The sequence below is a fragment of the Allobosea sp. GW821-FHT10B12 genome, from assembly GCF_059415545.1.
Genome location: NZ_JBWKNL010000001.1, coordinates 936,241 through 962,594, shown reverse-complemented (window position 1 = coordinate 962,594; position 26,354 = coordinate 936,241). Strand labels below are relative to the sequence as shown.

The following is a 26,354-nucleotide window of genomic DNA, read 5'->3' as shown; positions in this document are numbered from 1 at the left end:
GCGGCCCCGCCTCGCCCTCTATTTTCCGCAGAAGAATGATCCGACGGTTTTTCCTGTTCTTCGCGCTCGTTTTTCTCCTGCCGCTCGGCACTCATGCCGCCTGGTGGCAGTTGCAGCCGCTGGCCTCCGACTGGGCCCGTGCCGACTGGTCGAGCGCCGCGCTCCTGCCCGCCCCCGCCATCGCGCCCGAGGCGACAGTTCACATCTTCGCCGCCCGCGTCGGGCGCTGGCGCGGCGTCTTCGCCCATCACTCCTGGGTGGTGGTCAAGGAGAAGGGCGCCTCAGCTTATACCCGTTTCGACGTCGTCGGCTGGGGCAACCCGGTGCGCGTCAACGTCCGCGTCGCCGATGGCCGCTGGTATGGCAATGTCCCCGAGCTCGTCGGCGAAATCAGGGGCGAAGCTGCAGAGTTGCTGATCCCGCGCATCCGCGACGCCGTGAAGAGTTATGGCTACAGTGACTACGGCTCCTACGCCGCCTGGCCCGGGCCGAACTCGAACAGCTTCGTCCAGCACGTCCTCGCCGAGGTGCCGGAGCTCGGCCGCGCTTTGCCGCCGACCGCGATTGGCAAGGACTGGCGCGAGAGCGGGCTCTATGCCGGCTTCACGCCGAGCCGCACCGGCTTGCAGGCCTCGCTCTACGGGCTCGCCGGAGTGACCTTCGGCTGGGTCGAGGGCGTCGAGATCAACCTGCTCGGGCTAGTCGCCGGCTTCGACCTGCAACGGCCAGCGCTGAAGCTGCCGGGCTGGGGGCGGGTGGGGTGGTGAACGATCGCCGTCATTCCGGGGCGCTGCGCAGCAGCGAGCCCGGAACCCAGAACCGACGCGGCCCATCGTTAGCCATGGCGACCGCAGCGCTAGTTCCGGAAATGGCATCGGTTCTGGGTTCCGGGCTCATCGCTGCGCGATGCCCCGGAACGACACCGCGTCTCGTCAATTCCGCAGCACCAGGCACGCCCCGCCGGCCTGCCGCAGTCGATTGCAAGCCAATGTCGCCTCGCGCAGGCTCTGGGCCGGCAGCCTGACGCGATAGAAGCGCCCCCTGCCCCGCCCGGGCACGGCCGAGCCCAGGATCATGGTCGGCTTGCCTGATAGCAACGAGGCGAAGCGCGCGGCGACACGCTGATAGGAAGCGATGGCGCGCGCTTTCGAGGTGTTGCCTGAGAGCTGCACACCGAACGGCCCATAGGCGCCCTCGACCAGCACGGCCGGTGTCGTGATCCGGATCGAGGCGACCGTGGCGAGGCAATCGGTCTCCTCCCGCGTCGCCGGCGGCGGAAGTTCGCCGGCGCCAAGCCGCCATTCCTCGACACCGCGGCCGGTTATGAAGCGGACATAGGCCTGCGTCTCATAGGGCAGCATGCCGCCGCGCTCGACCCAGCGCGCGACCCGGTTCGGCCCGCCATTATAGGCGGCTGCGGCGAGGCCGAGATTGCCGAACTGGTTCTTCAGCGCCGCGATGAAGGCGGCCGAATGCGGAATCGCCGCCTCGGGATCGAATGGATCGGCGAGGCCACGCTCGTTCGCCGTGCCCGGCATGAACTGCGCGATGCCCTGCGCTCCCGCCGGGCTGACGACGTTCGGCCGGAAGCTGCTCTCGCGCCAGATCAGACGGGTAAAGAAGGCGACCGGCAGGTCGTGCGTCTTCGCGGCGCCCTCGATCAGGCGGCAGATGGTCTGGGCCACGCTCTCGGTCTGCGGCTCGGCGAAAGCCGGACCGCCGAGCAGCGTGGCGGCGAGCGCCGCGACGAGAATGCGGCGTCGCCCTGCCCTCACGCGGCGTCGAGCGCCTGGGCGAGATCCGAGATCAGGTCCTCGATGTTCTCGATGCCGACCGAGATGCGGATCAGCGCGTCGGTGAGGCCGATCTCCTCGCGCAATTCACGGGCGACGCCGGAATGGGTCATCGCGGCGGGATGCGAAACCAATGTCTCGGTGCCGCCGAGGCTGACGGCGAGCTTCATGATCTGGAGGTTATCGAGCACGGCGAAGGCTTCCTTCTCGCCACCCTTGACGTCGAAAGCGAAGGTCGAGCCGGGCTCGACGCATTGCCGGTCGAAGACGGGCTTGCGGGGATCGCCCTCGGCGAGATCGCCGAGATAATGCACCCTAGCGATCTTCGGATGCTTGCGCAGATAGTCGGCAACCTTGCGGCCGTTCTCATTGGCGCGGTGCATGCGGATGTCGAGCGTCTCGAGCGAGCGCATCAGCATCCAGCAGGAATTCGGATCGAGCTGCGTGCCGAGCGAGCCGCGCCAGCTCTTCACCTGCCGCACCAGCGCCTTCGAGCCGCTGATCGAGCCGCCGACGAGATCGCTGTGGCCGCCGACATATTTGGTCAGCGACAGCAAGGTGAGATCGGCGCCGTGCTTCAGCGGCTTCTGGAAGATCGGCCCGAGCATGGTGTTGTCGACCACCACCGGCGGGCGATGGCCCTGGCTCTTCTCCAACTCATCGGCGATCGCCTTGCAGGCCGCGAGGTCGACGAGGCCGTTGGTCGGGTTGGCCGGGGTCTCGACCAGGATCATCGCGACCCGGCCCTTGGCGGCGGCGTCTTGCGCGACCTTGCGCATCTGCGCGACGTCGACGCCGTCGGTGAAGCCGAAAGGCGTGACGCCGAAGGCGCCCATCTGGTTCTTCAGCAGCGTCTCGGTGCCGCCATAGAGCGGGCGGCTATGGACGATGGTGTCACCGGGGCGCAGGAAGGCGAAGCAGGTCGTCGCGATCGCGGCCATGCCGCTGGCGAAGACGGCGCAGGCCTCGGCCTCGTCCCAGATCGCCAGGCGATCCTCGAGGATCTCCATGTTGGGATGATTGAAGCGCGAATAGACCAGGCCCGACTTCTCGCCCGGCTTGAGCTGGCGGCGGCCGGCGGTCAGGTCGAAGAAATCCTTGCCCTGCTGGGCGTTCTCGAAGACGAAGGTCGAGGTCAGGAAGACCGGCGGCTTGAGCGCGCCTTCCGACATGGCAGGCGAGTAGCCATAGCCCATCATCAGGGTCTCAGGGTGGAGCCGGCGATTGGCGATCCGGTCCTTGTGATAGTTGTCGTCGCTCATGACTGCCTCCTCGCCGGCCAGCGCGGCCCCGCGACGCGAGCCTAGGACGATCCTAAGGCCATTGCATGAACGATCATCCGTGCTCTAGAGCAAGATTTTGCAGCTTCCTGCTCGCTTGAACGCCCGGAGGAGCAGATCATGCTCGATACGATCGACCGCCGCATGCTGACCCTCCTGCAGGAGGATGGCCGCATCACCAATCAGGACCTGTCGGAGAAGGTCGGCCTGTCGCCGACGCCCTGCCTGCGCCGATTGAAGCGCCTGGAGGAGACCGGCGTCATCAAGGGCTATTCGGCGATCGTCGATCCCAAGGCTTATGGCCTGCCCTTCAGCGTCTTCGTCTCGGTCCGGCTCAGCCAGCAGAACACGGAGCAGATCGCCGAGTTCGAAAAGGCGGTCGAGAACTGGCCCGAAGTGGCGGAATGCTATCTGATGACCGGCTCGCAGGACTATCTGCTGCGGGTGCTGACCGACGGCATCGAGGGCTATGAGCGCTTCCTGAAGCAGAAGATGACGCGCTTGAAATGCGTCCAGTCGGTCGAATCCAATTTCGCCCTGGCGACGATCAAGAAGCGGGTCGGCCTGCCGCCGCTCTAGAAGCATTTTTCGAGACGATAAGGCTGCAACGTCGTGGACATCAGACTTGAAACCTCCCGCCTCGTTCTCCGCCCCTGGAGCGAAGCAGACATCGAACAGCTCACGCTGGGCTTGAACGATATTGAGGTCGCAAGGTGGCTGGCCTTCGTCCCCCATCCCTATTCGACAGCGCATGCCAGGGACTGGGTCAGGCGGTGCCAAGAGGTGGCGAGCGCGAGCACCCAGCCGACTGCCTACGAGTTTGCGATCGATCTTAAGTCCGAGCAGCGCGTGATCGGCGGGATCAGCCTCAACAAGGTCGATCGGACGGCCGCGACGGGTGGCGGCGGAATCTGGATCGCCAACGGCTACCAGGGACGCGGCTACGGGCGCGAAGCGTTCGAGGGGAAGATCCGGTTCGCTTTCCGCGAACTGGGCCTGACGAAGCTGATCAACGGCTACTTCGACGGCAACGAGAACTCCTGGGCGATGCAGCGCAAACTGGGGTATCGGCCCGCTGGCGAGGTTCCCAGCCGCTGCATGGCCGACGGACGGCAAACGATCGAACATGTGACGACGTTGCTGCGCAGCGAGTGGGACGAGCGCGAGGGCTGAGCGTCCAACCACGCAAGGAACGCTCCAGATCACATGCCGGCGCGGCAGGGCCGCCATGTGGTCATGGCCGGTGGCCAGCCTCCGCTCTCCCCCTAAGCTCCTCCGTAAGGACTGTCGCCAAAGACGGGCCGCACGGAGGAACACCATGAGCAGAGCAGATCGCGCCCACAGCGCAGCGTCGCTATTTGCCATTGCCGTCGTCACCATCGCCGGATGCCTGCCCGCCAGGGCCGAGCTGTCCAGCGCCGTGAAGCGTTCCGAACAGACCGTCGCCGGCCTGCAGGGGCCGGCGGAGCTGATCCTCGATCAATGGGGCGTGGCGCACATCTACGCCGCCTCGAGCCGCGACGCACTGTTCCTGCAAGGCTACAACGCGGCGCGCGACCGGCTCTGGCAGATCGACCTCTGGCGCAAGCGCGGGCTCGGGCTGCTCGCGAGGGATTTCGGCCCGTCCTATGTCGCGCAGGATCGTGCCGCCCGGCTCTTCCTCTATCGCGGCGAGATGGACAAGGAATGGGCCGCCTATGGCCCCGACGCCAAGGCCTATACCGACGCCTTCGTCGCCGGCATCAATGCCCGAGTCGACGAGGTGCGGGCCGGCAAGCAGCCATTGCCGCTCGACTTCCGCGTCTCCGGCACCTTGCCGGATCGCTGGAGCGCCGAGGATGTGGTGCGCATCCGCAGCCATGGCCTGACCCGCAACGTGATGTCCGAGGTGGTGCGCGCCCGCGTCGCCTGCGCCGCCGGGATCGAGGCGGATCGCTTCCGGCGCGTGCTGGAGCCGAGCGTGAAGACCAAGGTTCCGGAAGGGCTCGATCCCTGCGCGATCAAGCCGGATATCCTCGACGACTACAATCTCGCGACCCGCGAGGTCACCTTCGCCGCTCCCGGCGAGAAGCGCGCCGCGCTCGACCGCGATGCGATCTTCGCCGCGGCCGGCGACAGCATCTCGACCATCGGCTCGAACAACTGGACGATCGCTGCGAACCGCACTGCAACCGGCCGGCCGATCCTGGCCAACGACCCGCATCGCGCCCATGGCGTGCCGTCGCTGCGCTATGTCGTGCACCTCAACGCACCGGGCCTGTCGGTGATCGGCGGCGGTGAGCCGGCCCTGCCGGGCATCTCGATCGGCCACAACGGTGAGATCGCCTTCGGGCTGACGATCTTCGCGATCGATCAGGAGGATCTCTACGTCTACGAGACCAACCCGGCCAATCCGAACCAGTATCGCTATGGCAGCGGCTGGGAAGAGATGCGGACCGTCAACGAGGCGATCGAGGTCAAGGGCGAGGCGCCGCGCCAGGTCGCGCTCAAATTCACCCGCCACGGCCCGATCATGAAGGCCGAGCCCGACGAGAAGCGCGCCTTCGCGATCCGCACGGTCTGGTTCGAGCCAGGCACCTCGGCCTATTTCAACTCGGCCGAGTACATGACCGCCAAGGACTGGGCCGGCTTCAAGAAGGCGATGGCCGAATGGGGGGCGCCGTCCGAGAACCAGGTCTATGCCGACAACAAGGGCAATATCGGCTGGATCGTCGGCGGGCGGGCGCCGCAGCGCCCGAACCATGACGGCCTGATGCCGGTCCCCGGCGATGGCCGCTATGAATGGACCGGCTTCCTGAAAGCAGGCGAGCTACCGGAGACCTACAACCCGACCGAGGGCTTCTTCGCCACCGCCAACGAGATGAACATCCCGAAGGACCATCCGCTGCTGGTCAAGCGCATCGGCTACGAATGGTCCGACCCCTCGCGGATCAACCGGATCAAGGCCGTGCTCGGCACCAAGAGCAAGGTGACGCTCGCCGACGCGATGGCGCTGCAGAACGACGACAGCTCCGACAATGGCCGCAAGCTCGCCGCCCTGCTGGCGCCGCTGTCCTCGGACGATCCGGTCACCGCCGAAGGCCTCAAGCTGATCAAGGGCTGGAACCACGAGACGGCGGTCGACAGCGCCGCCGCTGCGCTTTCCGAGGTCTGGATGAGCAAACATCTCGGCCGCGCACTGACGGCAAAGGCCGTGCCGGAAAAGGCGCGCGGCGTGATCGGTCCGCTCGATGTCGCTGCGGTGGTCGCCTATCTCGAAGCCCCCGACAGCGCGCTCGGCGCCGATCCGAAGGCGGCACGCGACGCCCTGCTGCTCGAGACGCTGAAAGCGGCGATGGAGGAGCTGCGCCAGTCGCTCGGACCGGATGTCGCGGGCTGGAACTGGGGCAAGATCCACCATGCCCAGTTCGACCACGCGCTCTCACCGCTCGCCGGCGGCCCGGACCGGGCGCAGCTCAATGTCGGCCGGCTCGCCATGGGCGGCTCGGCCTTCAGCCCGCGCGCTGCTTCCTACCGGATCTCCGACTTCAAGGTGACCGCGGGCGCCTCGTTCCGCATGGTGCTTGACGTCGGCAACTGGGATGAGAGCCGCTTCATCAACACGCCCGGGCAGTCGGGCGACGCCTACAGCCCGCATTACCGCGATCTCGCGCCGCTCTGGGCCGCCGGTGACTATGCGCCGCTGCTTTATTCCCGCGAGGCGATCGAGAAGGCGGCCCGCTCGGTCATCACGCTCAAGCCCGCCGGCTGACGCGACAAGGACCTGGAACGGAGGCGCTGGCCTCCGTTCTCAGGAGCGCGCCCGGTCGATCGCTCGCCGCACGACCTGCGTCACCTCGCTGTTCGTCAGGAAGAGGTCGTGGCGCAGCAGGCTCCAGCCACGGCCGGCGGTATCGGCAACGCGCACGCCGAGCTGCTCCAGCCGTTCGCGGTCGGCGGCGCCGGCGCGGGCGACGCCACCGGCAAGGCGGGAGGAGACTGCCAGCGCCTTGTCGCCGGGATCGATGATCACCGTCATCCGCTGGGCGATCGGGCCGAGCCGCGGCACGGTCTGCTCGAAGGCGTCGATGTCGACATCGGGCGAAGCCAGCACGACGGCGCCGATCCGGTCGGACAGCCCCTCGAAATCGCGCAATTCGCGCAGACCTTCCAGCGTCAGGAAGCTGCCCATCGAATGCGCGACGATGTTGATCCGCCCGATCGTCGGGTTGGCGACCAGCGCCTTGAGGGTCTGGACGAAGCCGTCACGCGACCAGAGCGCGCTTTCCCGATCATAGGCATAGGCGAGCAGACCGCCGCCCGACGGCCAGGTGAACAGCGCCGTGCGCCCCTCGAAGGCGAGCGCATGCGAAAGCTGGCCGGCGCTGCGGGCGGCCGTCTCGAAGGTCTCGTTGAAGCCGTGGACATAGAGCAGCACGTCGCGGCCGGTCGCGGCCTCCGAGAAGGCGCGGGCAGCATCGCTGGCACTGCGGCGGGTCACGCCGAGCACGGCCCAGTCGCCGCTGACGACAGAGCTCACCTGCGCGGCAACGCCGCGGCCCGGCGCCGACAGCCTGACCTCGGCGAAGGTCAAGCCGCTGCCGCGTTCGGAGCCGAAATAAGGCGCGCGATCGCCGGTCGGCTTGCGCGTCGTGGCGACGAGCAGCTGTGGCTCCTTGCCGAAGCTGGATGAATCCGCCGGCCCGACGAAGGGCGAGATAGAGGCCTCGCTCTGCGCACAGCCGGCCAACCCCGCCCCGAGCAGGGCGACGAAGGAGCGGCGTGAAACGGCGTGTCGCGAAGGCGAATTCACTGGCTAGGTCCGGAAATGGGGGTGCGCGGACCTTCTGGCCGCGAAACCCTTAAGGCCAGACCAACGCGGCCAGAATTAGGCAGCTATTTGTCACGTGCGACGAAGTCCGGCGATTCAGTGCGGCCGATGCCGAGTGTACTGCCATCCAGGCCATCGGCGCCGAGCCGCTGTCCGATCATCTGGACGACGCGCGGAGTGGTCGCGAACTTGCCGTGGTTGTAGTCGTCGCCGCTGCGATCCTTCGACAAGTCGATGATCCTTGCGCCGGCGCGGCTGAGATCGGCCACGATCTCGGCATCCTTCTCCGATATGGCCCCGAGCCTGGCCTTGTCCCCGGCGAACTGGCGCGAAAAATCGAGCGCGCGGTCATCCGAGGAGACGAAGACGGTAACCGGCCGCTTGATCGCGGCGAGCTGGGTCTTGAAGACGTCGAGATCGATATCGGGCGCGGCCAGCATGACATTGCGCAGCTTGCCACCGAAGCTGCCGTCGCCGCGGATCGCCGCCTGGCGCAAGGTCTCGACGGTCAGCAGCGTCCCCATCGAGTGCGCCAGGATGTCGAAGCGGTTGGCGCCGAGATCGCGAGCGATGACGCGCAAACCGGTCTCGAGCGCATCGCGCGAGAAATCGGCACTGTCGCGGTCATAGGGGTAGGCGAAGAGCTGCGCCCGCGATGGCCAGGTGAACAGCACCGGCACGCCCTTGAAGCCGGAATCGGTGACGATCTGGGCGAAACGGAAGGCGGCGTCGGCGAAATTGGTGTTGTAGCCGTGGACGAAGACGAGCACCTCACGGTCGGCTTGTGGCCGCTGAGCGACCGCCCCCTTCACTTCTTTCAACATCTCCGGCTCGGAGAGGAGTTTGACACCACCGACGGTGAAATGGCTGGCTGGATCGCCGGCAGCCGTGACGCTGCCCGGGAGTTCGAGTTTGCCGACCTGGTGGCTGCGCGGGACGCTAATATCGAGCCGGGCAAAGGCGACCGCCGGACTGCGCTCACCACTGAAATATTCCGGCTGCTTGGTCGAGGCGCGCGAGGTCGCGACAAAGATGCTGACCGTGCCGGCTGTGTCCTCGGGTCTAGCCGACGACACGACCAGGACGCGCGGTGGGCCGCCACAGGCGGCAAGCACCAGCGCCAACGAGACGAGAACGACAATCCGTAAGCCGGACACGCAACAGACTCTCCGCACCCCGCGCGACTCGTCTCACCGTCCCCGCCTGTTAGCAAGAGCCTCGATGGAGCGCCGTCGGCAAAAAAGCGTTGCTTCCGCTGCGAACACTCTCTTGCTACCAGCGGGTATGGTCGACCTCACAGCGCTCGGCGATGCGATTCTCAGGGGCGAGCGCGCGGCGCTGGCGCGGGCGATCACGCTCGCCGAAAGCCGGCGCGCCGATCATCGCGAACAGGCACAGGCCCTGCTTTCCCGCCTCCTGCCGCATACCGGCAAGGCGATCCGGGTCGGCATCACCGGCGTGCCCGGCGTCGGCAAGTCGACGACGATCGACGCGCTCGGCAGCTATCTCACGGAACAGGGCCACAAGGTCGCGGTGCTCGCGGTCGACCCGTCCTCGACGCGCAGCGGCGGCTCGATCCTCGGCGACAAGACCCGGATGGCGCAGCTCGCCGTCGATCCCAACGCCTATATCCGCCCCTCGCCCTCCTCCGGCACGCTCGGCGGCGTCGCTGCCAAGACGCGCGAGACCATGCTGCTCTGCGAAGCCGCCGGCTTCGATGTCATCCTGGTCGAGACCGTCGGCGTCGGTCAGTCGGAGACGGCGGTCGCCGACCTCACCGACTTCTTCCTGGTGCTGATGCTGCCCAATGCCGGCGACGAATTGCAGGGCATCAAGAAGGGTATCATCGAGCTCGCCGACATGCTCGCGGTCAACAAGGCCGATGGCGAGGGCGCGACCGCCGCGCGCGCCGCGGCCGCGCAGTACAAGGCGGCGCTGCATATCCTCGCCCCCGCCTCGATGCTGTGGTCGACGCCTGTGGTGACGATCTCCGGCCTGACCGGCGCGGGGCTCGACGCGCTCTGGGCGAAGATCGAGGAGCACCGTGCGCGCTTCGAGGCGAAAGGCCTGATCGCCGAGAAGCGCAGACGGCAGGACGTCAAGTGGATGTGGGCGATGGTACAGGATCGGCTGCAGGCCAAGCTCCGGCACGACCCAGCGCTGAAGGCGCGCACGCCGAAGCTTGAAACCGCCGTCGCGGCGGGCGAAATGGCGCCGACCGCCGCGGCCGACGAGATCGCGAAGGCGCTCGGCCTGTGAGCTAGCTGACGGCACGCATTTTGAAAGCCTCCGGCCATGATGGAGGCTCCAATGACGCTTTCGCGCCGCGACTGGCTGCGGACGGCCCTTTTCGGCACGACGGCGGCTTGCGCCGGTCCCGCTCTGGCACAGGCCCCGCGGGTGAATAGCGCGGCGCCGCTTGGCGCGCTCGGGCTCGAGGCGGCGCAGTTCGGCCTCCGTCCCGGCGCGGCTGAAGATCAGTCGCGTATCCTCCAGGCTGCCCTGGTCGAAGCCGCCAAGCACAATGCTCCGCTGATCGTCGCGCCCGGCCGCTATCGCATCAGCAATGTCGTCCTGCCCGAGAATGCCCGGCTGATCGGCGTTCCCGGTGCGACCCAGTTCGTCGCCGCACAGGCCGGGCCGCTGCTGGTGGCGCGGCGCATCAAGCGCGCTGCCGTCTCCGGGATCGTGCTCGATGGGCTCGACATCAAGCTCGGCCAACGCAGCGGCCTCTTCGCTGTCGAGGAGGTGCTCGACCTTGCTGTGTCCGACTGCGAGTTCGCCAATGCCGGCTCGGTCGGGCTGACGCTCCATCGCACCGCGGGGCGCATCGAGCGCAACCGCTTCCGCTCGATGCGGGATTCGGCGTTGTTCTCGCTCGACTCGCGCGGTCTCTCGATCGAGGCCAACACGGTCGAGGATTGCGGCAACAACGGCATCCAGCTCTGGCGCAGCCAGCCAGGTGACGACCAGAGCCTCATCCGCGGCAACCGCCTCAACCGCATCCGCAGCGATGCCGGCGGCGACGGGCCGAACGGCAACGGCATCAGCCTCTACCGGGCCGGCGGCGTCATCGTCGAAGGCAACAGCTTACGCGACTGCGCGCTGACCTTCATCCGCAACAATTCCGGCTCCGCCGTGCAGATCCTCGGCAATCAGGGCCGCCGCTGCGGCGAGACCGCGCTCTATTCGGAGTTCGCCTTCGAGGGTGCGATCATCGCCAATAATCTCGTCGAGGATTGCGCGCAGGGCGCCAACATCACCAATCTCGACCATGGTGGGCGTCTTTCGGTTTTCGCCAACAACATCATCCGAAATGCGCAGAAGGGGTTGGCGCCGAAGGGCAAGGAGCCCGTTGGCGGCCTCGGCGTGCATGTCGAAGCCGAGGCGGCGGTCACCGGCAATGTCATCGAGAACGCCAGCGAGGTCGGCATCTCGCTCGGCTGGTCCTGGGCGATGCGCAATCTCGTGGCGACAGGCAATGTCGTCCGGCGCACCGGGATCGGCATCTCGGTCTCGCTCATCCCGAAGGAGCGCAATGCGCTGATCGCCAACAACGTGATCAACGAGGCGAAGCTCGGCGCGGTGGTCGGCACCGAGTACGGCAAGGTCGTGACCGGCGACCTGACCAGGGGCGAGGACAAGCGCGCTACCGGCATCCGGATCGAAGGCAACGCGGTCGGCTGACGCTCAGTCCGAAGGACCGCACCAGCCAGGCAGATGCTCGGCCTCCCGCGACCGGGCGAGATCGAGCGCCTTGCGTAGCGCCTTGGCGAAGAACCGCTCGACCAGGGCGGGCTTGATCCGGCGGCGCAGGAAGTCGGCCCAGAGGAACTCGCTGAACGGAGCCTCAGCCTTGGCATAGCCGCCAGCAAGCCGGAGCGCGCCCGCCAATGAACGGTAGGGGTCGTCGACGAGGCCGGAGACTTTGCGCGGGATCTCGTCCTGGCTGCGCCGTCGGCCTTCCGCATCGAAGGGATGCATCCAGCTGCGATTGTCGAGAACGCTCCAGAACTCGCCCTTGCCGAGCCGCGACAGGTCGGCGACCTCGGCAATCAGCACCTCCTGTTCGCCCTCCAGCTGCAAGGCGAGCGCAAGGTGATGATGATCGATCAGATAGAGGCGACGCTTGGGGCCGATGACGACCGGGACGGCGTGGCGGCCGAGGAAGTCGGCGCCCTTCTCCTCGCGCTCGGCCCGCCAATGGATGCGCTTCATCTCGACCTCGCGCAGGCCGACGGTGATCTGCGTCGGCCTCAGCTCGGCGATGGCGACGGGGTGCAGGCGCGGTTCGACCGAATAGCTCATGACAACTCCTTCGCGGCCGGCGCAAGCGCCCTCACCGCCTCCTCGACGCTGTGGAAGACATGCTCAGCGCCGATCTCGGCGACCACGCCGAAATCCTGCAACGCCTGGAGCGCGCGTACGGATTCGGCCCGGGCGATCGCGAAGCTGCCGCCCAGCTCTCGGCAGGCATCGGCGACAGCGAGCAAGCCTTGCGCCGCCGTATAGTCGATGGCGGGGATACCGCCGGCATCGAGCACGAGCAGCCTCGGCTTCCGCTCTGTCAGCAGCCCGAGCACGCCGCGCCGGAAGATCTCGGCATTGGCGAAAAGCAGCGGCGCCGGAAAGGCGACCACAAGCACACCCGCCACTTGTTCGCCGTGATGGCCGGGCTCGGGCGGCCACCAGATCGTCGTGCCGGGAATGCGCAATTGCTCGATCGGCTCGCTGCGCGTCGTCATCCAGACACCGTGCAGCAGCGACAGGCCGATCCCGACGGCGACCCCCGTCTCGACCGGCAGCCAGACGATGGCGAGCGCCGTGAGCAAGACGAGTGCGAACTCGGTCCGCGACTGGCTGCCGATGCGCCGAATGACCTCGACTCGGACGATGCGCTGCGCCACGAACAGCAGCACGCCGGCCAGCGCCGCCACGGGCACCTGCGCCAGCAGCGAGCCGCCGGCGACCGCAAGCGCAAGCACGATCAGCGCCGCCGTCACCGCCGCGAGCTGCGAGCGTCCGCCGCTCTCGGCAACCACCGCCGTCCGCGGTGGGCTGGCGTTGACGGGAAAGGTGCTTGCGAGCCCGGCAAAGAAGTTCGCTGCGCCCAGCCCGATGAAATCGCGGTCGACCTTCGGCTCGGCACCATCGGGATCGCGGAAGGAGCGGCTCACCGTCGCCGTCTGCATCATCACCACCAGCGCGATGACGAGCGCGAGCGGGACGAGACTGCGGATATCGGCCCAGTCGAGTTCGGGCGGCGCGAAGCTCGGCCAGCCTGACGGCAAGGCGCCGAGCACGGCAACACCGCGCGCCTCCAGCTTGAAGAGCACGACCGCAGCCGTCGCCCCCACGAGCGCGAGCAACGCACCGGGCACGCGCGGAGCGAAGCGCTCGCACAGGTTCACGATCGCGAATGTCGCGACCCCAATCGCCAGCGAAATCAGGTTGATGCTGCCAAGCCCGCGCCAAAGTGCGGAGAGCTGTTCGGCAATGTGATGGCCGCCGCCGGGAATGCCGAGCAGGCCGGGCAATTGCGAGACGGCGATATGGACGGCAATGCCGGCGAGGAACCCGGTCAGCACTGGCACGGAGAGAAGATCGGCGATCCAGCCGAGCCGGAGCAGGCCGGCGACGACAAGTGCGAGCCCGACCAGCAGCGCGAGCAGGGTCGCCGAGCCCGGCGGAATCGCGCCGCCAGCGGCCAGCGCCGCGAGGCCACTGACGAAGATCGGGGTGATCGTCGAATCCGCACCGGCCGTCAGCAAGCGGCTCGCACCGAACAGGACGAAGCCGAGCGTCGCCGCGATGAAGGCGTAGAAACCGATCTGCGGCTCGAAGCCACCAAGCCTGGCCGTCGCCATCTGTTCGGGGATGGTGATCGCGGCGAGCGTCAGCCCGGCCAGCAGGTCGCGGCCGAAGGAGCTGGCGCGGCCTGTAGCAATGGAACTCTCAGCTGGTACGGCAGCAGGCGGCATCGCGCGGAACCGAAGGTGGGCGGCAAGCGTCGCGCCTGGATGCCATCACCGTCAAGCGCGCGGCCGCAGCGCCTCTGCCGCACGGACGCGGCCGACCTCGATGCCGTTCCAGTTCTTCATGACCGTCTCGCGGAACGGTGCAAACGCTTCCTCGTCGCCTCCCTGCCGCGGCAGGAAGCGCTCGACCAGCGCAGCCATGGCGATCTCGGTGGCGCGGCCGGCGCCATCATCGCATTTCAACGCGATGCCGTAGCCGAGCTCCGGCAAGGTGCCGCAATAGACGCCCTCGGCCCCGGTCTTGATGAAGGCGCGGGCGCCGAAGACCTCCATGAAGCGGGTGTCGAAGCGGCCGGTTCCGGCGACCATGAACGGGTTGGCAGCGACCGCCTCGCGGATACGCCGCGCCGCCTCGGCGCGCTTGGGACCGAAACCGTTGCCGGTTCCGAAGCGGGCGAAGCCGAGCGCCAGCGCCTTCAGCGGCACGGCATAGGTCGGGATCGAACAGCCATCGGTGCCGGAGAGTTCGGCCTTATGGGCAGCGCCCGTCACCTCCTCCAGCGCGGCGCGCACCGCCTGCTGCACCTTGTGACCCGCCTTCACATAGCCAGCCGGATCCTCGTCGATGCCGCAGGACAGGCAGACGAAACCAGCATGCTTGCCTGAGCAGTTGTTGTTGAGCGCGCTAGGCTCGCGGCCGACCTTGGCGAGCGCGCGCGCCGCCGCTTCCCCCATCGGCCAGTGCGCGCCGCATTCGAGGCAGGCGGCGTCGCGGCCAGCCTTCTTCAGCATGGCGAGCGAGGTTTCGGCGTGGCGCTCCTCACCGGAATGCGAGGCGACGGCGAGCGCGATCTCCGCCAGCGTGAGGCCGAAGCGATCGGCGGCGCCGCTTTCGAGCAACGGCAAGGCCTGCAGCGCCTTCACCGCCGAGCGCGGGAAGACCGGACGTTCGACATCGCCAAGCGAGAGCACCACGGCCCCGTCGGCATCGACGACGATCACCGAGCCGCGATGGCGCGATTCGACGGTGCTGCCACGGGTGACTTCGGCGAGAACAGGGTTGTCCATGGGCGGCTCCGGCGCGATCGAGGCTGCGTCTTGTCGCGTTTGCCGCGGCCTCTGTCAAAAGACCTCGACCGGCCGGGTGCGCATGGCGCAAACTGCTCCTGAACCGAGCCGGCGGCTATAGCCGAGGCGCAGCAAGATCAGGATCCGATGTCCGTCGACTACGAGACCGAATACAATAATCGCGCCCGCGTGCCGGAGCATCCCGATATCATCGCCGGCTGGGCCCGCGATGCGGCGGCCTATCGCGAGGTCGCCGTCAGCGAGCTCGGCGTCCGCTATGGCGAGGGCCCACGCCAGACCTATGACCTGTTCAAGCCGGAGGCAGTGAAGAGCCAGGCGATCGTGCTCTTCATCCATGGCGGCTACTGGCAGGCGCTCGATCCGAGCTTCTTCTCGCACATGGCGCGCGGGCTGAACCTGCGCGGCGTCCCGGTTGCTGTCGCGGGCTACGACCTTTGCCCACAGGTCGAGGTCGGCCACATCGTCTGGGAGTTGCAGCAAGCCGCCGCCGCGATCTGGCGGCGCTATAACCTGCCGGTGGTCGCGGCCGGGCACTCGGCCGGCGGCCAGCTCTCGGCCTGCCTGCTGGCGACAGACTGGAAGAATGTCGACCCGGAGCTGCCTGAGCAGATCGTCCCGGCCGCCTACGGCATCTCCGGCCTCTACAATCTGAAGCCGCTGACCGAAACCAGCATCAACAAGGCGCTCGGCCTTTCGCACGAGGGGGCGGAACGCGAGAGCCCACTGTTCTGGCCGGCGCCGTCCGGGCTGGTGATGGATGCGGTCGTCGGCGGGGCCGAGAGCGCCGAATATCTCAAGCAGAGCCGGCGGCTGACTGATGTCTGGGGCCTCGAAGGCGTGCGCACCCGCTATGAAGGGATCGACGGCGCCAACCATTTCACCGTGCTGGAGACGATCCCCGATCCCGAAAGCGCCATGACGCGCCGCATCGCCGAACTCGCCGGCGCTTGACCCGCCCGCAACAGGCTCTATCCAGAGGCGACAGGATTCCGGAGCGCGCGATGCAGACCTTCTTCGTCGAGATCAAATGCAGGCTCGGCAAGACCTATGAGGTCGCCAGCGAACTCGCCGACCGCGAGATCGCCTCGGAAATCTATTCGACTGCCGGCAACTACGACATCCTGGCGAAGTTCCATGTCGCGGCCGATGTCGATATCGGCCATTTCGTCGCGCAGAAGGTGCAGTCGATCCCCGAGATTGCCGACACCCACACGATCATCACCTTCAAGGCGTTCTGAGGCGCGCTACCTCACCGGCATGGTCAGGCCGTCCTCGGGCTGCATCGAGACGAGCAGATCAGCGAAACGGCGCGCCGCCGGCACGACGGAGCCGGCGGAGGGGAACAGCAGCATCGTCCGATAGGCGATGGCAGGCGCGAAACGACGGGCCACCAGCCCCTGCATGCCGCCGAGCGTCAGGGGGAAGGGATTCAGCAAGGCCAGCCCGACGCGCTGCCGGACCATCTCGGCGACGAAGACGGCTGCCGTGCCTTCCCCGACCAGGCGAAGGGTCACCCCAGCATCGGCGAAGGCCCGCTCCACCTTGATGCGCTCGGGAAAACGCCGCGCAAGAGCAATGATGGGTTCGTCGGCGAGGTCCTGCGGTCCGAGCACCTCGCGTTCGGCAAGTCGATGCCCCTCCGGCATCAGGACATGCGCGACTGCCTCGCGGATGACTTCGCCGTGGATGCCGATATGTGATGCCGTCATGTCGACGAGCCCGAGATCGACTGCTCGGTCGGCAACCTGCGTGATCACGGTCGAGCTGGTGTCGATCTCGACATTGGCGACGACATCGGGCTCCTGCCGACGGAATTCCGCCAGCACCGGCGGCAGGACGAGCTGGGCCAGGGTTGGCGGCGTCGCGATGCGCAGCACGCTCGCCTGAGCCGCCTGTCCGGGCCATCGATTCAGCCGGTCGAGCGCTGCGAAGATCGGCTGCGCCTCCGCGTCCAGCGCAAAGGCGTCTGCAGTGGGCACAAGCCTGCCGCCTTCGCGCGAAAACAGGGGGAGGCCGACATGAGCCTCCAGCGCCGCGAGCGCCCGCGACACTGCCGGCTGCGAAATGCCGAGCATCTGTGCTGCTGCCACGGTCTTGCGGGTCGCGATCATAGCTTGCAGCACTTCGAGTTCGCGCAGGCTCGGAGGCCGCCGCTTGGCGCTCGCCGTGTTCACCATGGTCGCGTCCGGCCCCTATCCGCGCCCCGCATCCGCCTATGCAGCGAAGTTATATCATAGCGCGTGCCGTATAATTTACAGGTATATGAAATCGTTCTACAAGCCCGACCGGGCGAGATCAGGGGCAGACCGGCCAATCCGGCGACTCGCCACCCGCGGCTCAGTTGTTAAAGATGGCGCCTTAAAGCCATCGGGAGGTTCGGAATGAAAACGTTCAGCGCCAACGGGCTGAAAGCTCTCAAGCTCGCCATTCTGGCGGCTCCGGTCATGACCATCACCGGGCTCGCATCGGCCCAGGAGCTCAAGATCGGCCTGTCGGCCGAGCTCAGCGCGATGGATCCGCACTATCACAACGTCTCGCCCAACAACATGCTGTCGCGGCACATCTACGAGCCGTTGGTCGGCCAGGACGAGAAGCAGGCGCTGAAGCCGCTGCTCGCCGAGAGCTGGAAGGCGATCGACGACACGACCTGGGAGTTCAAGCTGCGCCAGGGCGTCAAGTTCCATGACGGCACGCCGTTCACGGCCGACGACGTGATCGCCACCATGCAGCGCGCGCCGAACGTGCCGAAGAGCCCGTCGAGCTTCTCCGCCTATGTCCGCGGCAAGGAGTTCACCAAGGTCGACGACTTCACCGTCCGCGTGAAGACCGCGGCGCCGGCGCCGCTGGTGCCGACCGACCTCTCGACCTTCGGCATCATCCCGGCCAAGTGCAAGGATACCACCACCGAGGACTTCAACCTCGGCAAGTGCACCACCGGCGGCACCGGCGCCTACAAGCAGGCCGAATACGTCGCCGGCGACCGCGTCGTGCTGACCCCGAACGAAAGCTATTGGGGCGGCAAGGAGCCGTGGTCGAAGGTCACCTTCCGGATGATCACCTCGGCGCCGACCCGCGTCGCCGCGCTGCTCGCCGGCGACCTCGACGTGATCGAGAACGTGCCGACCTCGGACGTCGCCCGCCTCAAGGGTGACGCCAAGCTCAGCGTCGCCAGCACGGTCTCGAACCGGGTGATCTATTTCCACATGGATCACTTCCGCGAGGTCTCGCCCTTCATCAAGGGCAAGGACGGTTCAGAGATCAAGAATCCGCTGCGCAACCTCAAGGTCCGCCAGGCGCTGTCGATGGCGATCAACCGCCCGGCGATCGTCGAGCGCATCATGGAGAAGGAGGCGATCCCCGCCGGCCAGCTCCTGCCCGACGGTTTCTTCGGCACCTCCAAGAAGCTGAAGCCGGTCGCCTTCGACCTCAACGGCGCCAAGAAGCTGCTCGCCGAGGCCGGCTATCCCAACGGCTTCAAGATGAAGCTGCACGGGCCGACCAACCGCTACCTCAACGACACCAAGATCATCGAGGCGGTGGCGCAGATGTTCTCGCGCCTCGGCATCGAGACTGAGGTCGAGACGCTGCCGTCGGCGAACTTCTTCACCCGCGCCTCGCAGGGCGGCCAGGGCAATGTGCCGGAGTTCTCCTTCATCCTGGTCGGCTGGGGCGCCGGCACCGGCGAATCCTCGGACTCGCTGAAGGCGCTGCTCGCCACCTTCGATCCGCAGAAGGGCATGGGTGCGACCAATCGCGGCCGCTATTCCAACCCGGCTTTCGACACCAAGCTCGTCGAGGCGCTGAGCACCGTCGACGACGCCAAGCGCGACGCCGCCCTGGCCGAGGCGATGGACATCAGCATGAACGATGTCGGCCTGATCCCGACGCATTACCAGCTGAACACCTGGGCTTCGCGCAAGGGCGTCAAGGTCCAGGCCCGCACCGACGAGTACACGCTCGCGACCGGCATTCGTAAGGACTGACCGGTTCCGTCGATCCTGGTCAGGACCGGCTTGAAGCCCGGTCCTGACCGCGCGACACTCTTTTCTTGTTGAAATGCGAAGCTGCCACCCCACCGGCCCTGCCGGATGGGGTGGCGTTCCGCACTCCGATGCGGAAGGCACCGGACCATGCTGGCATTCGTCCTGCGCCGCCTGGCGCAAGCCCTCTTCGTCATCGCGGCGATGCTCGTGATCGTCTTCTTCGGCGTGAACGTCGTCGGCGATCCGATCTACATGCTGATCTCGCCCGAGATGGACCAGCAGCAGATCGCCGAGACGGCGCGCGCGCTCGGGCTCGACCGGCCGATCTGGGAACAGTTCCTGGTCTTCCTGAAGAACGCCGCCCAGGGCGATCTCGGCCGCTCCTTCGTCCATGGCGAATCCGCGATCAAGCTGATCCTGCACCGGATGCCGGCGACGCTCGAGCTCGCCTTCGTCGCGCTGGTGCTGGCGATCGTGATCGGCCTGCCGCTCGGCCTCTATGCCGGCCTCAAGCCGGAGAGCCGGCTGTCGCGCTTCATCATGGCGGTCTCGATCCTCGGCTTCTCGCTGCCGACCTTCTGGGTCGGCCTGATGCTGATCCTGACCTTCGCGGTCAGCCTCGGCTGGCTGCCGGCGACGGGGCGCGGGCCGACAGTCTCGATCTTCGGCATCGAGACCTCACTGCTGACGCTCAAGGGCTGGCAGCATGTCGCTCTGCCCGCCTTCAACCTGGCGCTGCTCAAGATCTCGCTGGTGATCCGCCTGGCGCGGGCTGGCGCACGCGAGGCGGCGCTGATGGACTACGTCAAGTTCGCCCGGGCCAAGGGCCTGTCGCAGAGCCGGATCATCGGCGTGCACATCCTCAAGAACATCATGATCCCGATCGTCACCGTGCTCGGACTGGAGTTCGGCTCGCTCGTCGCCTTCTCGGTGGTGACCGAGACGATCTTCGCCTGGCCGGGCATCGGCCGCCTGCTGCTCGAGGCGATTACAAGGCTCGATCGGCCGGTGATCGTCGCCTACGTCATGGTCGTCGTCGTGCTGTTCGTCACCATCAACCTCCTGGTCGACCTGATCTATTCGGCGCTCGATCCCCGCGTGCGTCTGACGGAGGCGACATCATGAGCGACACCGCTTTGCCCTCCGCCGCGGTCACGCCGCCGGCCGCCCCAGCCAAGGAGGAGACGCCGTTCCGGCGCTTCGTCCGCTCCTTCACCGAGGACCGGCTGGCGCTGTTCGGGCTCGCCCTCTTCCTGCTGATCGTGCTGCTGGCTCTGGCTGCCCCGCTGATCGCGCCGCAGAACCCCTATGATCTCGCCAGCGTCGACGTAATGGATTCGCGCCAGCCGCCGGGCGCCGTCTCCGGCGAGGGCTTCACCATGTGGCTCGGCTCGGACGGCGTCGGCCGCGACCTGCTCTCGGGCATCCTCTACGGCCTGCGCATCTCGCTCATGGTCGGCGCCTTCTCCGGCATCCTGGCGGCGACGATCGGCGCGGCGATCGGCCTGATCGCCGCCTATAATGGCGGGCGTACCGAGACCATCATCATGCGCCTCGTCGACCTGCAGCTCTCGCTGCCGTCGGTTCTGGTCGCGCTGATCCTGGTCGCGGCGCTCGGCAAGGGCGTCGACAAGATCATCATCGCGCTGGTGATGGTGCAGTGGGCCTACTACGCCCGCACCGTGCGCGGCTCGGCACTGGTCGAGCGACGCAAGGAGTATGTCGAGGCGGCGCAGTCGCTCGGCCTGTCCCATGCCCGCACCGTCTTCCGCCACATCCTGCCGAATTGCCTGGCGCCGGTGATCGTCATCGTCACCGTGCAGACGGCCCATGCGATCTCGCTGGAGGCGACGCTGTCCTTCCTCGGCGTCGGCCTGCCGCAGACCGAGCCCTCGCTCGGCGTGCTGATCGCCAACGGCTTCCAGTACATGCTCTCGGGCAGCTACTGGATCTCGGTCTTCCCCGGCTTTGCCCTGCTGATGACGATCGTCTCGATCAACCTGGTCGGCGACCGCCTGCGCGACGTGCTCAACCCGCGGCTGGAGAAGTGACGATGATCGCTGTTCCAGTTTTCGCCGGAACCGCGACGCAAAGCCCTCTCCCGGAACGGGGGAGGGTTTGGGAGGGGGCAGCAACAATGCCGACCTACGTCGACCCGAAGCAGCGAGACAAAGCGCGCCGCCTGCGTCGCGATATGACTGGTTGCGAGAAACGTGTCTGGGCCGGGCTCAAGGCTCATCGCAGCGGCGCTCATTTTCGCAGACAGGCGCCAATCGGTCCCTACATCGCAGATTTTCTCTGCAAAGCTGCCGGATTGGTCGTCGAGGTCGACGGCGATCAACATAGTTGGGGGCGTCAGGCGGCAACCGATCAGCAGCGAAACGCCTGGCTCGCCGAGCAGGGCTACCGCACGCTGCGCTTCAGCAACTGGCAAGTGATGAACGAGTTCGAGAGCGTCATGCTGACGATCGAGGCGGCCCTGGGTAATGAACTCGATCCAAGTGCCTATGCCGCCCTGCCAACGATGAGCAGCGAACCGCTAACCCGTGATGGCGAAGGAACCAACTCTCTCTCCCGGAACGGGGGAGAGCTGGAGAGGGGGCCGGCGCCACGATTGACCAGCGTCGGTGCTGCCCCCTCCCAACCCTCCCCCGTGCCGGGAGAGGGCTCCCGCGCCTTTCTCGACAAGGCGGACGCCAGCGGCGAGCAAAAGCCATGAGCCCCGTCCTAGAAGTCACCAACCTGAAAACCCATTTCTTCACCCGCGCCGGCACGGTGAAGTCGGTCGACGGCGTCTCCTTCCGGGTCAATCGTGGCGAGGTGCTCGGCCTCGTCGGCGAGTCCGGCTCGGGCAAGTCGGTCACCGGCTTTTCGGTGATGGGCCTGATCGATCCGCCCGGCAGAATCGTCGAGGGCTCGATCAAGCTCAACGGCAAGGAGCTGGTCGGGCTCGACGAGGAGGGCTTCCGCAAGGTCCGCGGCCGCGAAGTCGCGATGATCTTCCAGGACCCGATGATGACGCTGAACCCGGTCCTGCGTGTCGACACGCAGATGATCGAGGCCGTCACCGCCCATGACAAGGTCTCGCACAAGGCGGCCCGCGAGCGCTCCCGCGATGCGCTGGCCAAGGTCGGCATCCCCTCGCCCGAGGAGCGGCTCAACGCCTATCCGCACCAGTTCTCTGGCGGCATGCGCCAGCGCGTCGCGATCGCGATCGCGCTGCTACATCGCCCGCCGCTGATCATCTGCGACGAGCCGACGACTGCGCTCGACGTCACCATCCAGAGCCAGATCCTGGCCGAGATGCAGTCGCTCTGCGCCGACACGGGCACGGCACTGGTCTGGATCACCCATGATCTCGGCGTCGTCGCCGGCCTCGCCGACCGGATCGCGGTGATGTATGCCGGCCGCATCGTCGAGACCGGCCCGGTCGATCCGGTGCTCGACACCCCGCTCCACCCCTACACCAATGGTCTGCTCGGCTCGCTGCCGGCCGAGGGTGAGCCCGGCGCGCCCTTGCGCCAGATCAGGGGCTCGACTCCCTCGCTGGCGCGCCTGCCGCAAGGCTGCGCCTTCGCACCGCGCTGCGACTATGCGCAGGCCGACTGCCTCGCCATCGCGCCTGAGGCGACCCCCTTCCCGGGCGAGCGCGCCACCCGCTGCCACCACCCGCTGAACCTCGCCGGAGTCGCGGCATGAGCACGCCAATCCTCACGCTCGAAGGCGTCTCGAAGCGCTTCACCAAGCCGCTCGACGCCGCCTCGAAATTCGCCAACCTGCTCGGCGCCAACTACAGCGAGCAGACGGTCCACGCCGTCGACAGCGTCGACCTCTCGATCCGCCAGGGTGAGGTGGTCGGGCTGGTCGGCGAATCCGGCTGCGGCAAGTCGACGCTCGGGCGCGTCGTCGCCGGCGTCCACCATGCCAGTTCCGGCCGCGTCTCCTGGCGCGGGCGCTACACCGACGAGATGTCGGCCGAGGAGCGGAAGGCAGCGACGCTCGCCATCCAGATGATCTTCCAGGACCCGATGTCCTCGCTCAACCCGCGCCTGCGCGTCACCGACATCGTCGGCGAGGCGCCGGTCGTGCACGGGCTGGTGCCGAAGGCGCAGCAGGACGCCTATGTCGCCGAGATGCTCGACAGGGTCGGGCTCGATTCGACCTATCGCCGCCGCTATCCGCACCAGTTCTCCGGCGGCCAGCGCGCCCGCATCGGCATTGCCAGGGCGCTGGCGGTCAAGCCGCAGTTCCTCGTCTGCGACGAGAGCGTCGCCGCACTTGATGTATCGATTCAGGCCCAAGTCCTGAATCTTTTCATGAAGCTGCGCGACGAACTTAACCTGACTTATCTCTTTATTAGCCATGATCTCTCGGTGGTCAGGCACCTCTCCGACCGGGTCGTGATCATGTATCTCGGCCGCGTCGTCGAGGCGGCGCCGGCGAGCGAATTGTTCAAGGGTCCGCAGCACCCTTATGCGCAGGCGCTGCTCGCCAATGTGCCGTCGATCACGGCCCGCAAGAAGCGCTTCGCCCCGCTGAAGGGTGAGATCCCCTCGCCGCTGCACCCGCCCTCCGGCTGCCATTTCCACCCGCGCTGCCCGCAGGCCGGGCCGCGCTGCAGGGTCGAGCGGCCGGCGCTCAAGGAGATCGCCACGGGCCATGTCGCGGCCTGTCATCTGCACGACGGCGGCGTCGGCGCGCTGGCGGCCTAAAGCTGCGGCTCAGATCGGCGAGAGCTGCCAGGCATATTGGTAGCGCCCGTACTGGGTGCTGGTGACGCCATTGCGCTCGGTGCCCGGGAACTCTTCTGGCGGCGTCACCACCGTCATCCTGAAGACGGCGCTCTTGCCCGGCTTGAGCAGGCCCATATGCACGGCGGCAGCGCCGATCGTCGAGTCACCGCTGTAGATGTCCGTGCCCCAGAGCTGGCCTTCCAGGACACCAGTGACGCGGAAATAGTAGACGGCGCCGACCTTCTCGCAGAGCCCGTGCATGTTGGTCGGCGCGTCCGAAGCGATGGAGTTCTGATCGAGCAGTTGCTTGAGCTGCCGGCGCGACAGTTTTCCGCGCTTGTCGAAATAGGCGACGAGATCCTGAACGACTTTCACGATGCGCCTCCCGCTTGCATGACGACGACCCGCCCATAGGACGGCTGGAACGAGGCTGACGCTTTCGGCAGCGCCCACAGCACCGCGTAAGGGACGGCCTCGCTCGGATAGGTGATGTCGCCGTCGGTGATGACGATCGCCGAGCTCACGCGCGGGTCATCTGCCAGAGCGGCGAGCGCCGGCGTCAGGTCGCTGCCGCCATAGCCACTGATCTGGTAGTCGGCGAGCGCCGCCGGAGAAAGCACCTCGTCTGAGGTGACGACGGTGTCGCACTGGACGACGCGGATCTCGTCGACCCCGGCCGCATCGCAGAAATCGGCGATGGCGCCGAGCGCCTTCGGAATGTCGTCGCCCATCGAGGCGCTGGTGTCGAGGATGACGTTGAGCATCCAGGAGTGGCGCTTGCGGCCGGGCATCACGACGTCGCCATGGTCGTTGCCGCGGCGCGAGGCGCGGGTATAGGTGCGCTCGCCGGGCGCTGCGCCTTCAAGCCAGGCCTGGAGCGCGACATGCCAGGGCGTGTGGAAGAAGCCGCGTTGCGCCCGCACGCTCTGCTGCTGGCCGCCTGCGCTGTCGCCCCTGCCGCGCAGGGCGCCCATCGCCTTCGCCAGCACCATGCCGCGGGCCGCAAGATCACGGACCGCCCGCGCTCGCTCGGCCTGGTCGGCGCTGTCCTCAGGGAAAAGCTCGCGCTCGCGCTGGGCGTCGAGCGCATCGCCCATCGCGCCGGCAGGCGCCTGACGCGCTGCGCCGAGCACCTGCTCGACGGTCACCGCCTGCCCTTCCCAGACTTGCGTGCGCGAGGACATGTAGCTGCCGGTGCGGCGCATCTCGAGCACGATATCCTCGGCCGAGCGCGCGCGGGCGCCTTGCATGTCGAGCCCGCCCGCCGGGATTTTGGTGGTTCCGAGCGCGTGCCGCAGCATGTCGTTGATGATGTAGTCGTGGGCGTAGTTGAACTCGAGCGCGGCGCTGCCGCGGGCGCGGTCATGGGTCCGCAGCGCCAGATGCAGCAGCTCGTGGGCGAGCACGAAGACGAGGTCGTCGCCGGAGAGTCTCGCCGTGAAGGCCGGGTTCGCCAGTAGCCGGCCAGAGGCGAAGACGCCCATGGTCGGCACGCGCTCGTCGATCTCGACGCGCACGGCAGCTGCGAGCCCGGCCAGATGCGGGAACGGCGCCGTGACCAGCCGCAGGCCCCGCATGATCCGCACATGGGTGGCGCGGTCGGTAGCCGAGAGCTCCGGCCCCGGGCTCATGCCGCGACCTTGCGCAGGATCTCGTACATGGCGCGGTCCGCTCCGAGCGCCCCCCAGGTCTCGACCATGTCGTTGAGGACGAGGAGCTGGTGCTCATGCGACAGGCTGCGCAGGAAGCGGTTGATCACCGCCGGCTTGATGCCCTCAGCGCGCCCGTCCCTGACGAACTGGCGGATGCAGTCGAGGATGAACCAGCGGGCCGAATCGCCCTTCGGCAGCAACTCGGGTTTGCGCAGGTATTCGTCGAGCGGACGTACCGCCCCGATCGCATCCTCGGCGAGCGCGCAGAACACCACGGCGTCCTCCGGCGAGAGCCGCCCGAAGGCGAGCGCGCGCCTGAGCTCGTTGCTGAGGAAGCCGGCCTTGTCGGCCATGTCGAGCGCCCGCGACAGCAGCGTCCAGGCGCGCGGCGTCGAGAACGGCACGGGCTCGGCCGGCACCGGCCGCATCAGCGCGTCGGGGATCGTCGCGATGAAGCTGCGGATCTCGGCGCGCACGCCGGCGCGCTGGGCCCAGGCCAGCCAGTCGGCTGTATCAACGCGCAATTGCAGGATGGTGACGCGGTTGACCAGCGCCGAGCTCATCGCCCGCACCAGAGCGCGGTCCTGCAGGCGGTTGCCGGCGGCAACGACCCAGGTGCCCTTCGGCAGGGCATGCTCGCCCAGCCGCCGCTCCAGCAGGAGCGAATAGAACGCCTTCTGGACGTCGGGCGAGCAGGCCGGCAATTCGTCGAGGAACAGGCAGAACGGCTCCGGCTTTTCCGGCAGCAGCACGCGCGGCGGGCAGAAGACCGAGCGCTCGCCGACGATGCGCGGAATGCCGCTGACGTCCTCCGGGGCTATCTGGGTGCCGAGCAATGAACGGCAGGGCAGACCCGCCTCGCGCGCAGCCTCATAGACCAGCTCCGACTTGCCAAGTCCCGGCGGCGAGAGCAGCAGGAAGCTCTGCTCATGCGCCATGCATTGAATCAGCTGCTTGGCCTGCCGCAACGAGACGACTTCCTCGAAGGCGGATCGCGTCGCTTCCATCAACCCCTCCCGAAGACGCTCGCCGAGAC

25 protein-coding genes are annotated in these 26,354 nt (G+C 67.3%); 14 read left to right on the top strand and 11 right to left on the bottom strand.

All coding sequences use genetic code 11. The features are described from left to right. The first annotated feature begins 35 nt into the window (after window positions 1–35). On the top strand, window positions 36–767 hold the full coding sequence (locus tag AC07O0_RS04600) for a DUF3750 domain-containing protein (protein WP_494620431.1): 732 nt from the start codon (window positions 36–38) through the stop codon (window positions 765–767). Between the two features lie 165 nt (window positions 768–932). Here the strand turns inward: AC07O0_RS04600 and AC07O0_RS04595 are convergent, their stop codons facing one another. Further along, the gene (locus tag AC07O0_RS04595; RefSeq protein ID WP_494620429.1) at window positions 933–1,775 is read right to left on the bottom strand and encodes a lytic transglycosylase domain-containing protein; all 843 of its coding nucleotides are present in this window, start codon (window positions 1,773–1,775) and stop codon (window positions 933–935) included. Continuing rightward, window positions 1,772–3,055, bottom strand: coding sequence for a cystathionine gamma-synthase family protein (locus tag AC07O0_RS04590; RefSeq protein ID WP_494620427.1), 1,284 nt, complete (start codon window positions 3,053–3,055; stop codon window positions 1,772–1,774). Before AC07O0_RS04590 ends, AC07O0_RS04595 begins: the two co-directional genes overlap by 4 nt. A 138-nt stretch (window positions 3,056–3,193) precedes the next feature. Between AC07O0_RS04590 and AC07O0_RS04585 the strand changes: the two genes are divergently transcribed. The 3 genes from AC07O0_RS04585 (at window position 3,194) to AC07O0_RS04575 (ending at window position 6,824) form a co-directional block, all read left to right on the top strand. Further along, window positions 3,194–3,652: an Lrp/AsnC family transcriptional regulator gene (locus AC07O0_RS04585; protein ID WP_326877319.1), complete on the top strand. Its 459-nt coding sequence runs from the start codon at window positions 3,194–3,196 to the stop codon at window positions 3,650–3,652. A gap of 33 nt (window positions 3,653–3,685) precedes the next feature. Beyond that, window positions 3,686–4,246: a GNAT family N-acetyltransferase gene (locus tag AC07O0_RS04580; RefSeq protein WP_494620425.1), complete on the top strand. Its 561-nt coding sequence runs from the start codon at window positions 3,686–3,688 to the stop codon at window positions 4,244–4,246. Window positions 4,247–4,391: 145 nt separating this feature from the next. Beyond that, window positions 4,392–6,824: a penicillin acylase family protein gene (locus tag AC07O0_RS04575; protein ID WP_494620423.1), complete on the top strand. Its 2,433-nt coding sequence runs from the start codon at window positions 4,392–4,394 to the stop codon at window positions 6,822–6,824. A gap of 39 nt (window positions 6,825–6,863) precedes the next feature. Here the strand turns inward: AC07O0_RS04575 and AC07O0_RS04570 are convergent, their stop codons facing one another. Both AC07O0_RS04570 and AC07O0_RS04565 read right to left on the bottom strand, forming a co-directional pair. Then, window positions 6,864–7,865 (bottom strand): alpha/beta hydrolase, encoded by a 1,002-nt coding sequence (locus AC07O0_RS04570; RefSeq protein ID WP_494620421.1) that lies wholly within the window; start codon window positions 7,863–7,865, stop codon window positions 6,864–6,866. An 83-nt stretch (window positions 7,866–7,948) separates the two neighbouring features. Further along, entirely contained in the window at window positions 7,949–9,040 is a 1,092-nt protein-coding gene (locus AC07O0_RS04565; RefSeq protein WP_494620419.1) for an alpha/beta hydrolase, read from the bottom strand. A 127-nt stretch (window positions 9,041–9,167) separates the two neighbouring features. On the opposite strand from AC07O0_RS04565, the gene meaB reads away from it, so the two are divergent. Both meaB and AC07O0_RS04555 read left to right on the top strand, forming a co-directional pair. Continuing rightward, the gene (gene meaB, locus AC07O0_RS04560; protein WP_494620417.1) at window positions 9,168–10,142 is read left to right on the top strand and encodes a methylmalonyl Co-A mutase-associated GTPase MeaB; all 975 of its coding nucleotides are present in this window, start codon (window positions 9,168–9,170) and stop codon (window positions 10,140–10,142) included. 51 nt (window positions 10,143–10,193) lie between these two features. Further along, window positions 10,194–11,570, top strand: a complete 1,377-nt coding sequence (locus tag AC07O0_RS04555) for a TIGR03808 family TAT-translocated repetitive protein (RefSeq protein WP_494620415.1) — start codon at window positions 10,194–10,196, stop codon at window positions 11,568–11,570. A 3-nt stretch (window positions 11,571–11,573) separates the two neighbouring features. Here AC07O0_RS04555 and AC07O0_RS04550 read toward each other — a convergent pair whose 3' ends face one another. Genes AC07O0_RS04550 through AC07O0_RS04540 form a run of 3 tightly spaced genes read right to left on the bottom strand, consistent with a single transcriptional unit; the run spans window position 11,574 to window position 14,929 of the window. Then, window positions 11,574–12,191, bottom strand: coding sequence for a ParB-like protein (locus AC07O0_RS04550; RefSeq protein ID WP_494620413.1), 618 nt, complete (start codon window positions 12,189–12,191; stop codon window positions 11,574–11,576). After that, window positions 12,188–13,864, bottom strand: a complete 1,677-nt coding sequence (locus AC07O0_RS04545; RefSeq protein ID WP_494620411.1) for a SulP family inorganic anion transporter — start codon at window positions 13,862–13,864, stop codon at window positions 12,188–12,190. The genes AC07O0_RS04550 and AC07O0_RS04545 overlap by 4 nt, the downstream gene beginning before the upstream one ends. A 51-nt stretch (window positions 13,865–13,915) precedes the next feature. After that, entirely contained in the window at window positions 13,916–14,929 is a 1,014-nt protein-coding gene (locus AC07O0_RS04540; protein ID WP_494620409.1) for an asparaginase, read from the bottom strand. 147 nt (window positions 14,930–15,076) lie between these two features. On the opposite strand from AC07O0_RS04540, the gene AC07O0_RS04535 reads away from it, so the two are divergent. After that, window positions 15,077–15,901, top strand: coding sequence for an alpha/beta hydrolase (locus AC07O0_RS04535; RefSeq protein ID WP_494620407.1), 825 nt, complete (start codon window positions 15,077–15,079; stop codon window positions 15,899–15,901). A 50-nt stretch (window positions 15,902–15,951) separates the two neighbouring features. Next, entirely contained in the window at window positions 15,952–16,188 is a 237-nt protein-coding gene (locus AC07O0_RS04530) for an Lrp/AsnC ligand binding domain-containing protein (protein WP_061964496.1), read from the top strand. Between the two features lie 6 nt (window positions 16,189–16,194). Here the strand turns inward: AC07O0_RS04530 and AC07O0_RS04525 are convergent, their stop codons facing one another. Further along, window positions 16,195–17,127 (bottom strand): LysR substrate-binding domain-containing protein, encoded by a 933-nt coding sequence (locus AC07O0_RS04525; protein ID WP_494620404.1) that lies wholly within the window; start codon window positions 17,125–17,127, stop codon window positions 16,195–16,197. A gap of 204 nt (window positions 17,128–17,331) precedes the next feature. On the opposite strand from AC07O0_RS04525, the gene AC07O0_RS04520 reads away from it, so the two are divergent. The 6 genes from AC07O0_RS04520 (at window position 17,332) to AC07O0_RS04495 (ending at window position 23,645) form a co-directional block, all read left to right on the top strand. Beyond that, window positions 17,332–18,933, top strand: coding sequence for an ABC transporter substrate-binding protein (locus tag AC07O0_RS04520; protein ID WP_494620402.1), 1,602 nt, complete (start codon window positions 17,332–17,334; stop codon window positions 18,931–18,933). 147 nt (window positions 18,934–19,080) lie between these two features. Beyond that, entirely contained in the window at window positions 19,081–20,058 is a 978-nt protein-coding gene (locus AC07O0_RS04515; RefSeq protein WP_454025990.1) for an ABC transporter permease, read from the top strand. After that, window positions 20,055–20,984 (top strand): ABC transporter permease, encoded by a 930-nt coding sequence (locus AC07O0_RS04510; protein WP_494620400.1) that lies wholly within the window; start codon window positions 20,055–20,057, stop codon window positions 20,982–20,984. The genes AC07O0_RS04515 and AC07O0_RS04510 overlap by 4 nt, the downstream gene beginning before the upstream one ends. Before the next feature lie 86 nt (window positions 20,985–21,070). Further along, on the top strand, window positions 21,071–21,652 hold the full coding sequence (locus tag AC07O0_RS04505; protein WP_494620398.1) for an endonuclease domain-containing protein: 582 nt from the start codon (window positions 21,071–21,073) through the stop codon (window positions 21,650–21,652). Continuing rightward, a complete protein-coding gene (locus tag AC07O0_RS04500; RefSeq protein WP_494620396.1) occupies window positions 21,649–22,632 on the top strand; it encodes an ABC transporter ATP-binding protein in 984 nt (327 codons plus the stop codon). The genes AC07O0_RS04505 and AC07O0_RS04500 overlap by 4 nt, the downstream gene beginning before the upstream one ends. Next, window positions 22,629–23,645 (top strand): ABC transporter ATP-binding protein, encoded by a 1,017-nt coding sequence (locus tag AC07O0_RS04495; RefSeq protein WP_494620394.1) that lies wholly within the window; start codon window positions 22,629–22,631, stop codon window positions 23,643–23,645. The genes AC07O0_RS04500 and AC07O0_RS04495 overlap by 4 nt, the downstream gene beginning before the upstream one ends. A gap of 9 nt (window positions 23,646–23,654) precedes the next feature. On the opposite strand, the gene AC07O0_RS04490 is transcribed toward AC07O0_RS04495, so the two are convergent. From AC07O0_RS04490 to AC07O0_RS04480, 3 genes are read right to left on the bottom strand one after another with little or no spacing between them, the layout of a single operon-like run. After that, window positions 23,655–24,041 (bottom strand): LCCL domain-containing protein, encoded by a 387-nt coding sequence (locus AC07O0_RS04490; protein ID WP_494620392.1) that lies wholly within the window; start codon window positions 24,039–24,041, stop codon window positions 23,655–23,657. Then, complete coding sequence (locus tag AC07O0_RS04485) at window positions 24,038–25,297, bottom strand: vWA domain-containing protein (protein WP_494620390.1); 1,260 nt, start codon at window positions 25,295–25,297, stop codon at window positions 24,038–24,040. Before AC07O0_RS04485 ends, AC07O0_RS04490 begins: the two co-directional genes overlap by 4 nt. Next, a complete protein-coding gene (locus tag AC07O0_RS04480; RefSeq protein ID WP_494620388.1) occupies window positions 25,294–26,325 on the bottom strand; it encodes an AAA family ATPase in 1,032 nt (343 codons plus the stop codon). The genes AC07O0_RS04485 and AC07O0_RS04480 overlap by 4 nt, the downstream gene beginning before the upstream one ends. Between the last annotated feature and the right edge of the window lie 29 nt (window positions 26,326–26,354).

Coding starts and splice junctions, on each gene's coding strand:
- AC07O0_RS04540 (WP_494620409.1), bottom strand. CDS start 14,929: ATGGACAACCCTGTTCTCGCCGAAGTCACCCGTGGCAGCACCGTCGAA.
- AC07O0_RS04515 (WP_454025990.1), top strand. CDS start 19,081: ATGCTGGCATTCGTCCTGCGCCGCCTGGCGCAAGCCCTCTTCGTCATC.
- AC07O0_RS04535 (WP_494620407.1), top strand. CDS start 15,077: ATGTCCGTCGACTACGAGACCGAATACAATAATCGCGCCCGCGTGCCG.
- AC07O0_RS04590 (WP_494620427.1), bottom strand. CDS start 3,055: ATGAGCGACGACAACTATCACAAGGACCGGATCGCCAATCGCCGGCTC.
- AC07O0_RS04495 (WP_494620394.1), top strand. CDS start 22,629: ATGAGCACGCCAATCCTCACGCTCGAAGGCGTCTCGAAGCGCTTCACC.
- AC07O0_RS04545 (WP_494620411.1), bottom strand. CDS start 13,864: ATGCCGCCTGCTGCCGTACCAGCTGAGAGTTCCATTGCTACAGGCCGC.
- AC07O0_RS04505 (WP_494620398.1), top strand. CDS start 21,071: ATGCCGACCTACGTCGACCCGAAGCAGCGAGACAAAGCGCGCCGCCTG.
- AC07O0_RS04480 (WP_494620388.1), bottom strand. CDS start 26,325: ATGGAAGCGACGCGATCCGCCTTCGAGGAAGTCGTCTCGTTGCGGCAG.
- AC07O0_RS04550 (WP_494620413.1), bottom strand. CDS start 12,191: ATGAGCTATTCGGTCGAACCGCGCCTGCACCCCGTCGCCATCGCCGAG.
- AC07O0_RS04555 (WP_494620415.1), top strand. CDS start 10,194: ATGACGCTTTCGCGCCGCGACTGGCTGCGGACGGCCCTTTTCGGCACG.
- AC07O0_RS04510 (WP_494620400.1), top strand. CDS start 20,055: ATGAGCGACACCGCTTTGCCCTCCGCCGCGGTCACGCCGCCGGCCGCC.
- meaB (WP_494620417.1), top strand. CDS start 9,168: ATGGTCGACCTCACAGCGCTCGGCGATGCGATTCTCAGGGGCGAGCGC.
- AC07O0_RS04485 (WP_494620390.1), bottom strand. CDS start 25,297: ATGAGCCCGGGGCCGGAGCTCTCGGCTACCGACCGCGCCACCCATGTG.
- AC07O0_RS04600 (WP_494620431.1), top strand. CDS start 36: ATGATCCGACGGTTTTTCCTGTTCTTCGCGCTCGTTTTTCTCCTGCCG.
- AC07O0_RS04530 (WP_061964496.1), top strand. CDS start 15,952: ATGCAGACCTTCTTCGTCGAGATCAAATGCAGGCTCGGCAAGACCTAT.
- AC07O0_RS04525 (WP_494620404.1), bottom strand. CDS start 17,127: ATGGTGAACACGGCGAGCGCCAAGCGGCGGCCTCCGAGCCTGCGCGAA.
- AC07O0_RS04520 (WP_494620402.1), top strand. CDS start 17,332: ATGAAAACGTTCAGCGCCAACGGGCTGAAAGCTCTCAAGCTCGCCATT.
- AC07O0_RS04500 (WP_494620396.1), top strand. CDS start 21,649: ATGAGCCCCGTCCTAGAAGTCACCAACCTGAAAACCCATTTCTTCACC.
- AC07O0_RS04585 (WP_326877319.1), top strand. CDS start 3,194: ATGCTCGATACGATCGACCGCCGCATGCTGACCCTCCTGCAGGAGGAT.
- AC07O0_RS04575 (WP_494620423.1), top strand. CDS start 4,392: ATGAGCAGAGCAGATCGCGCCCACAGCGCAGCGTCGCTATTTGCCATT.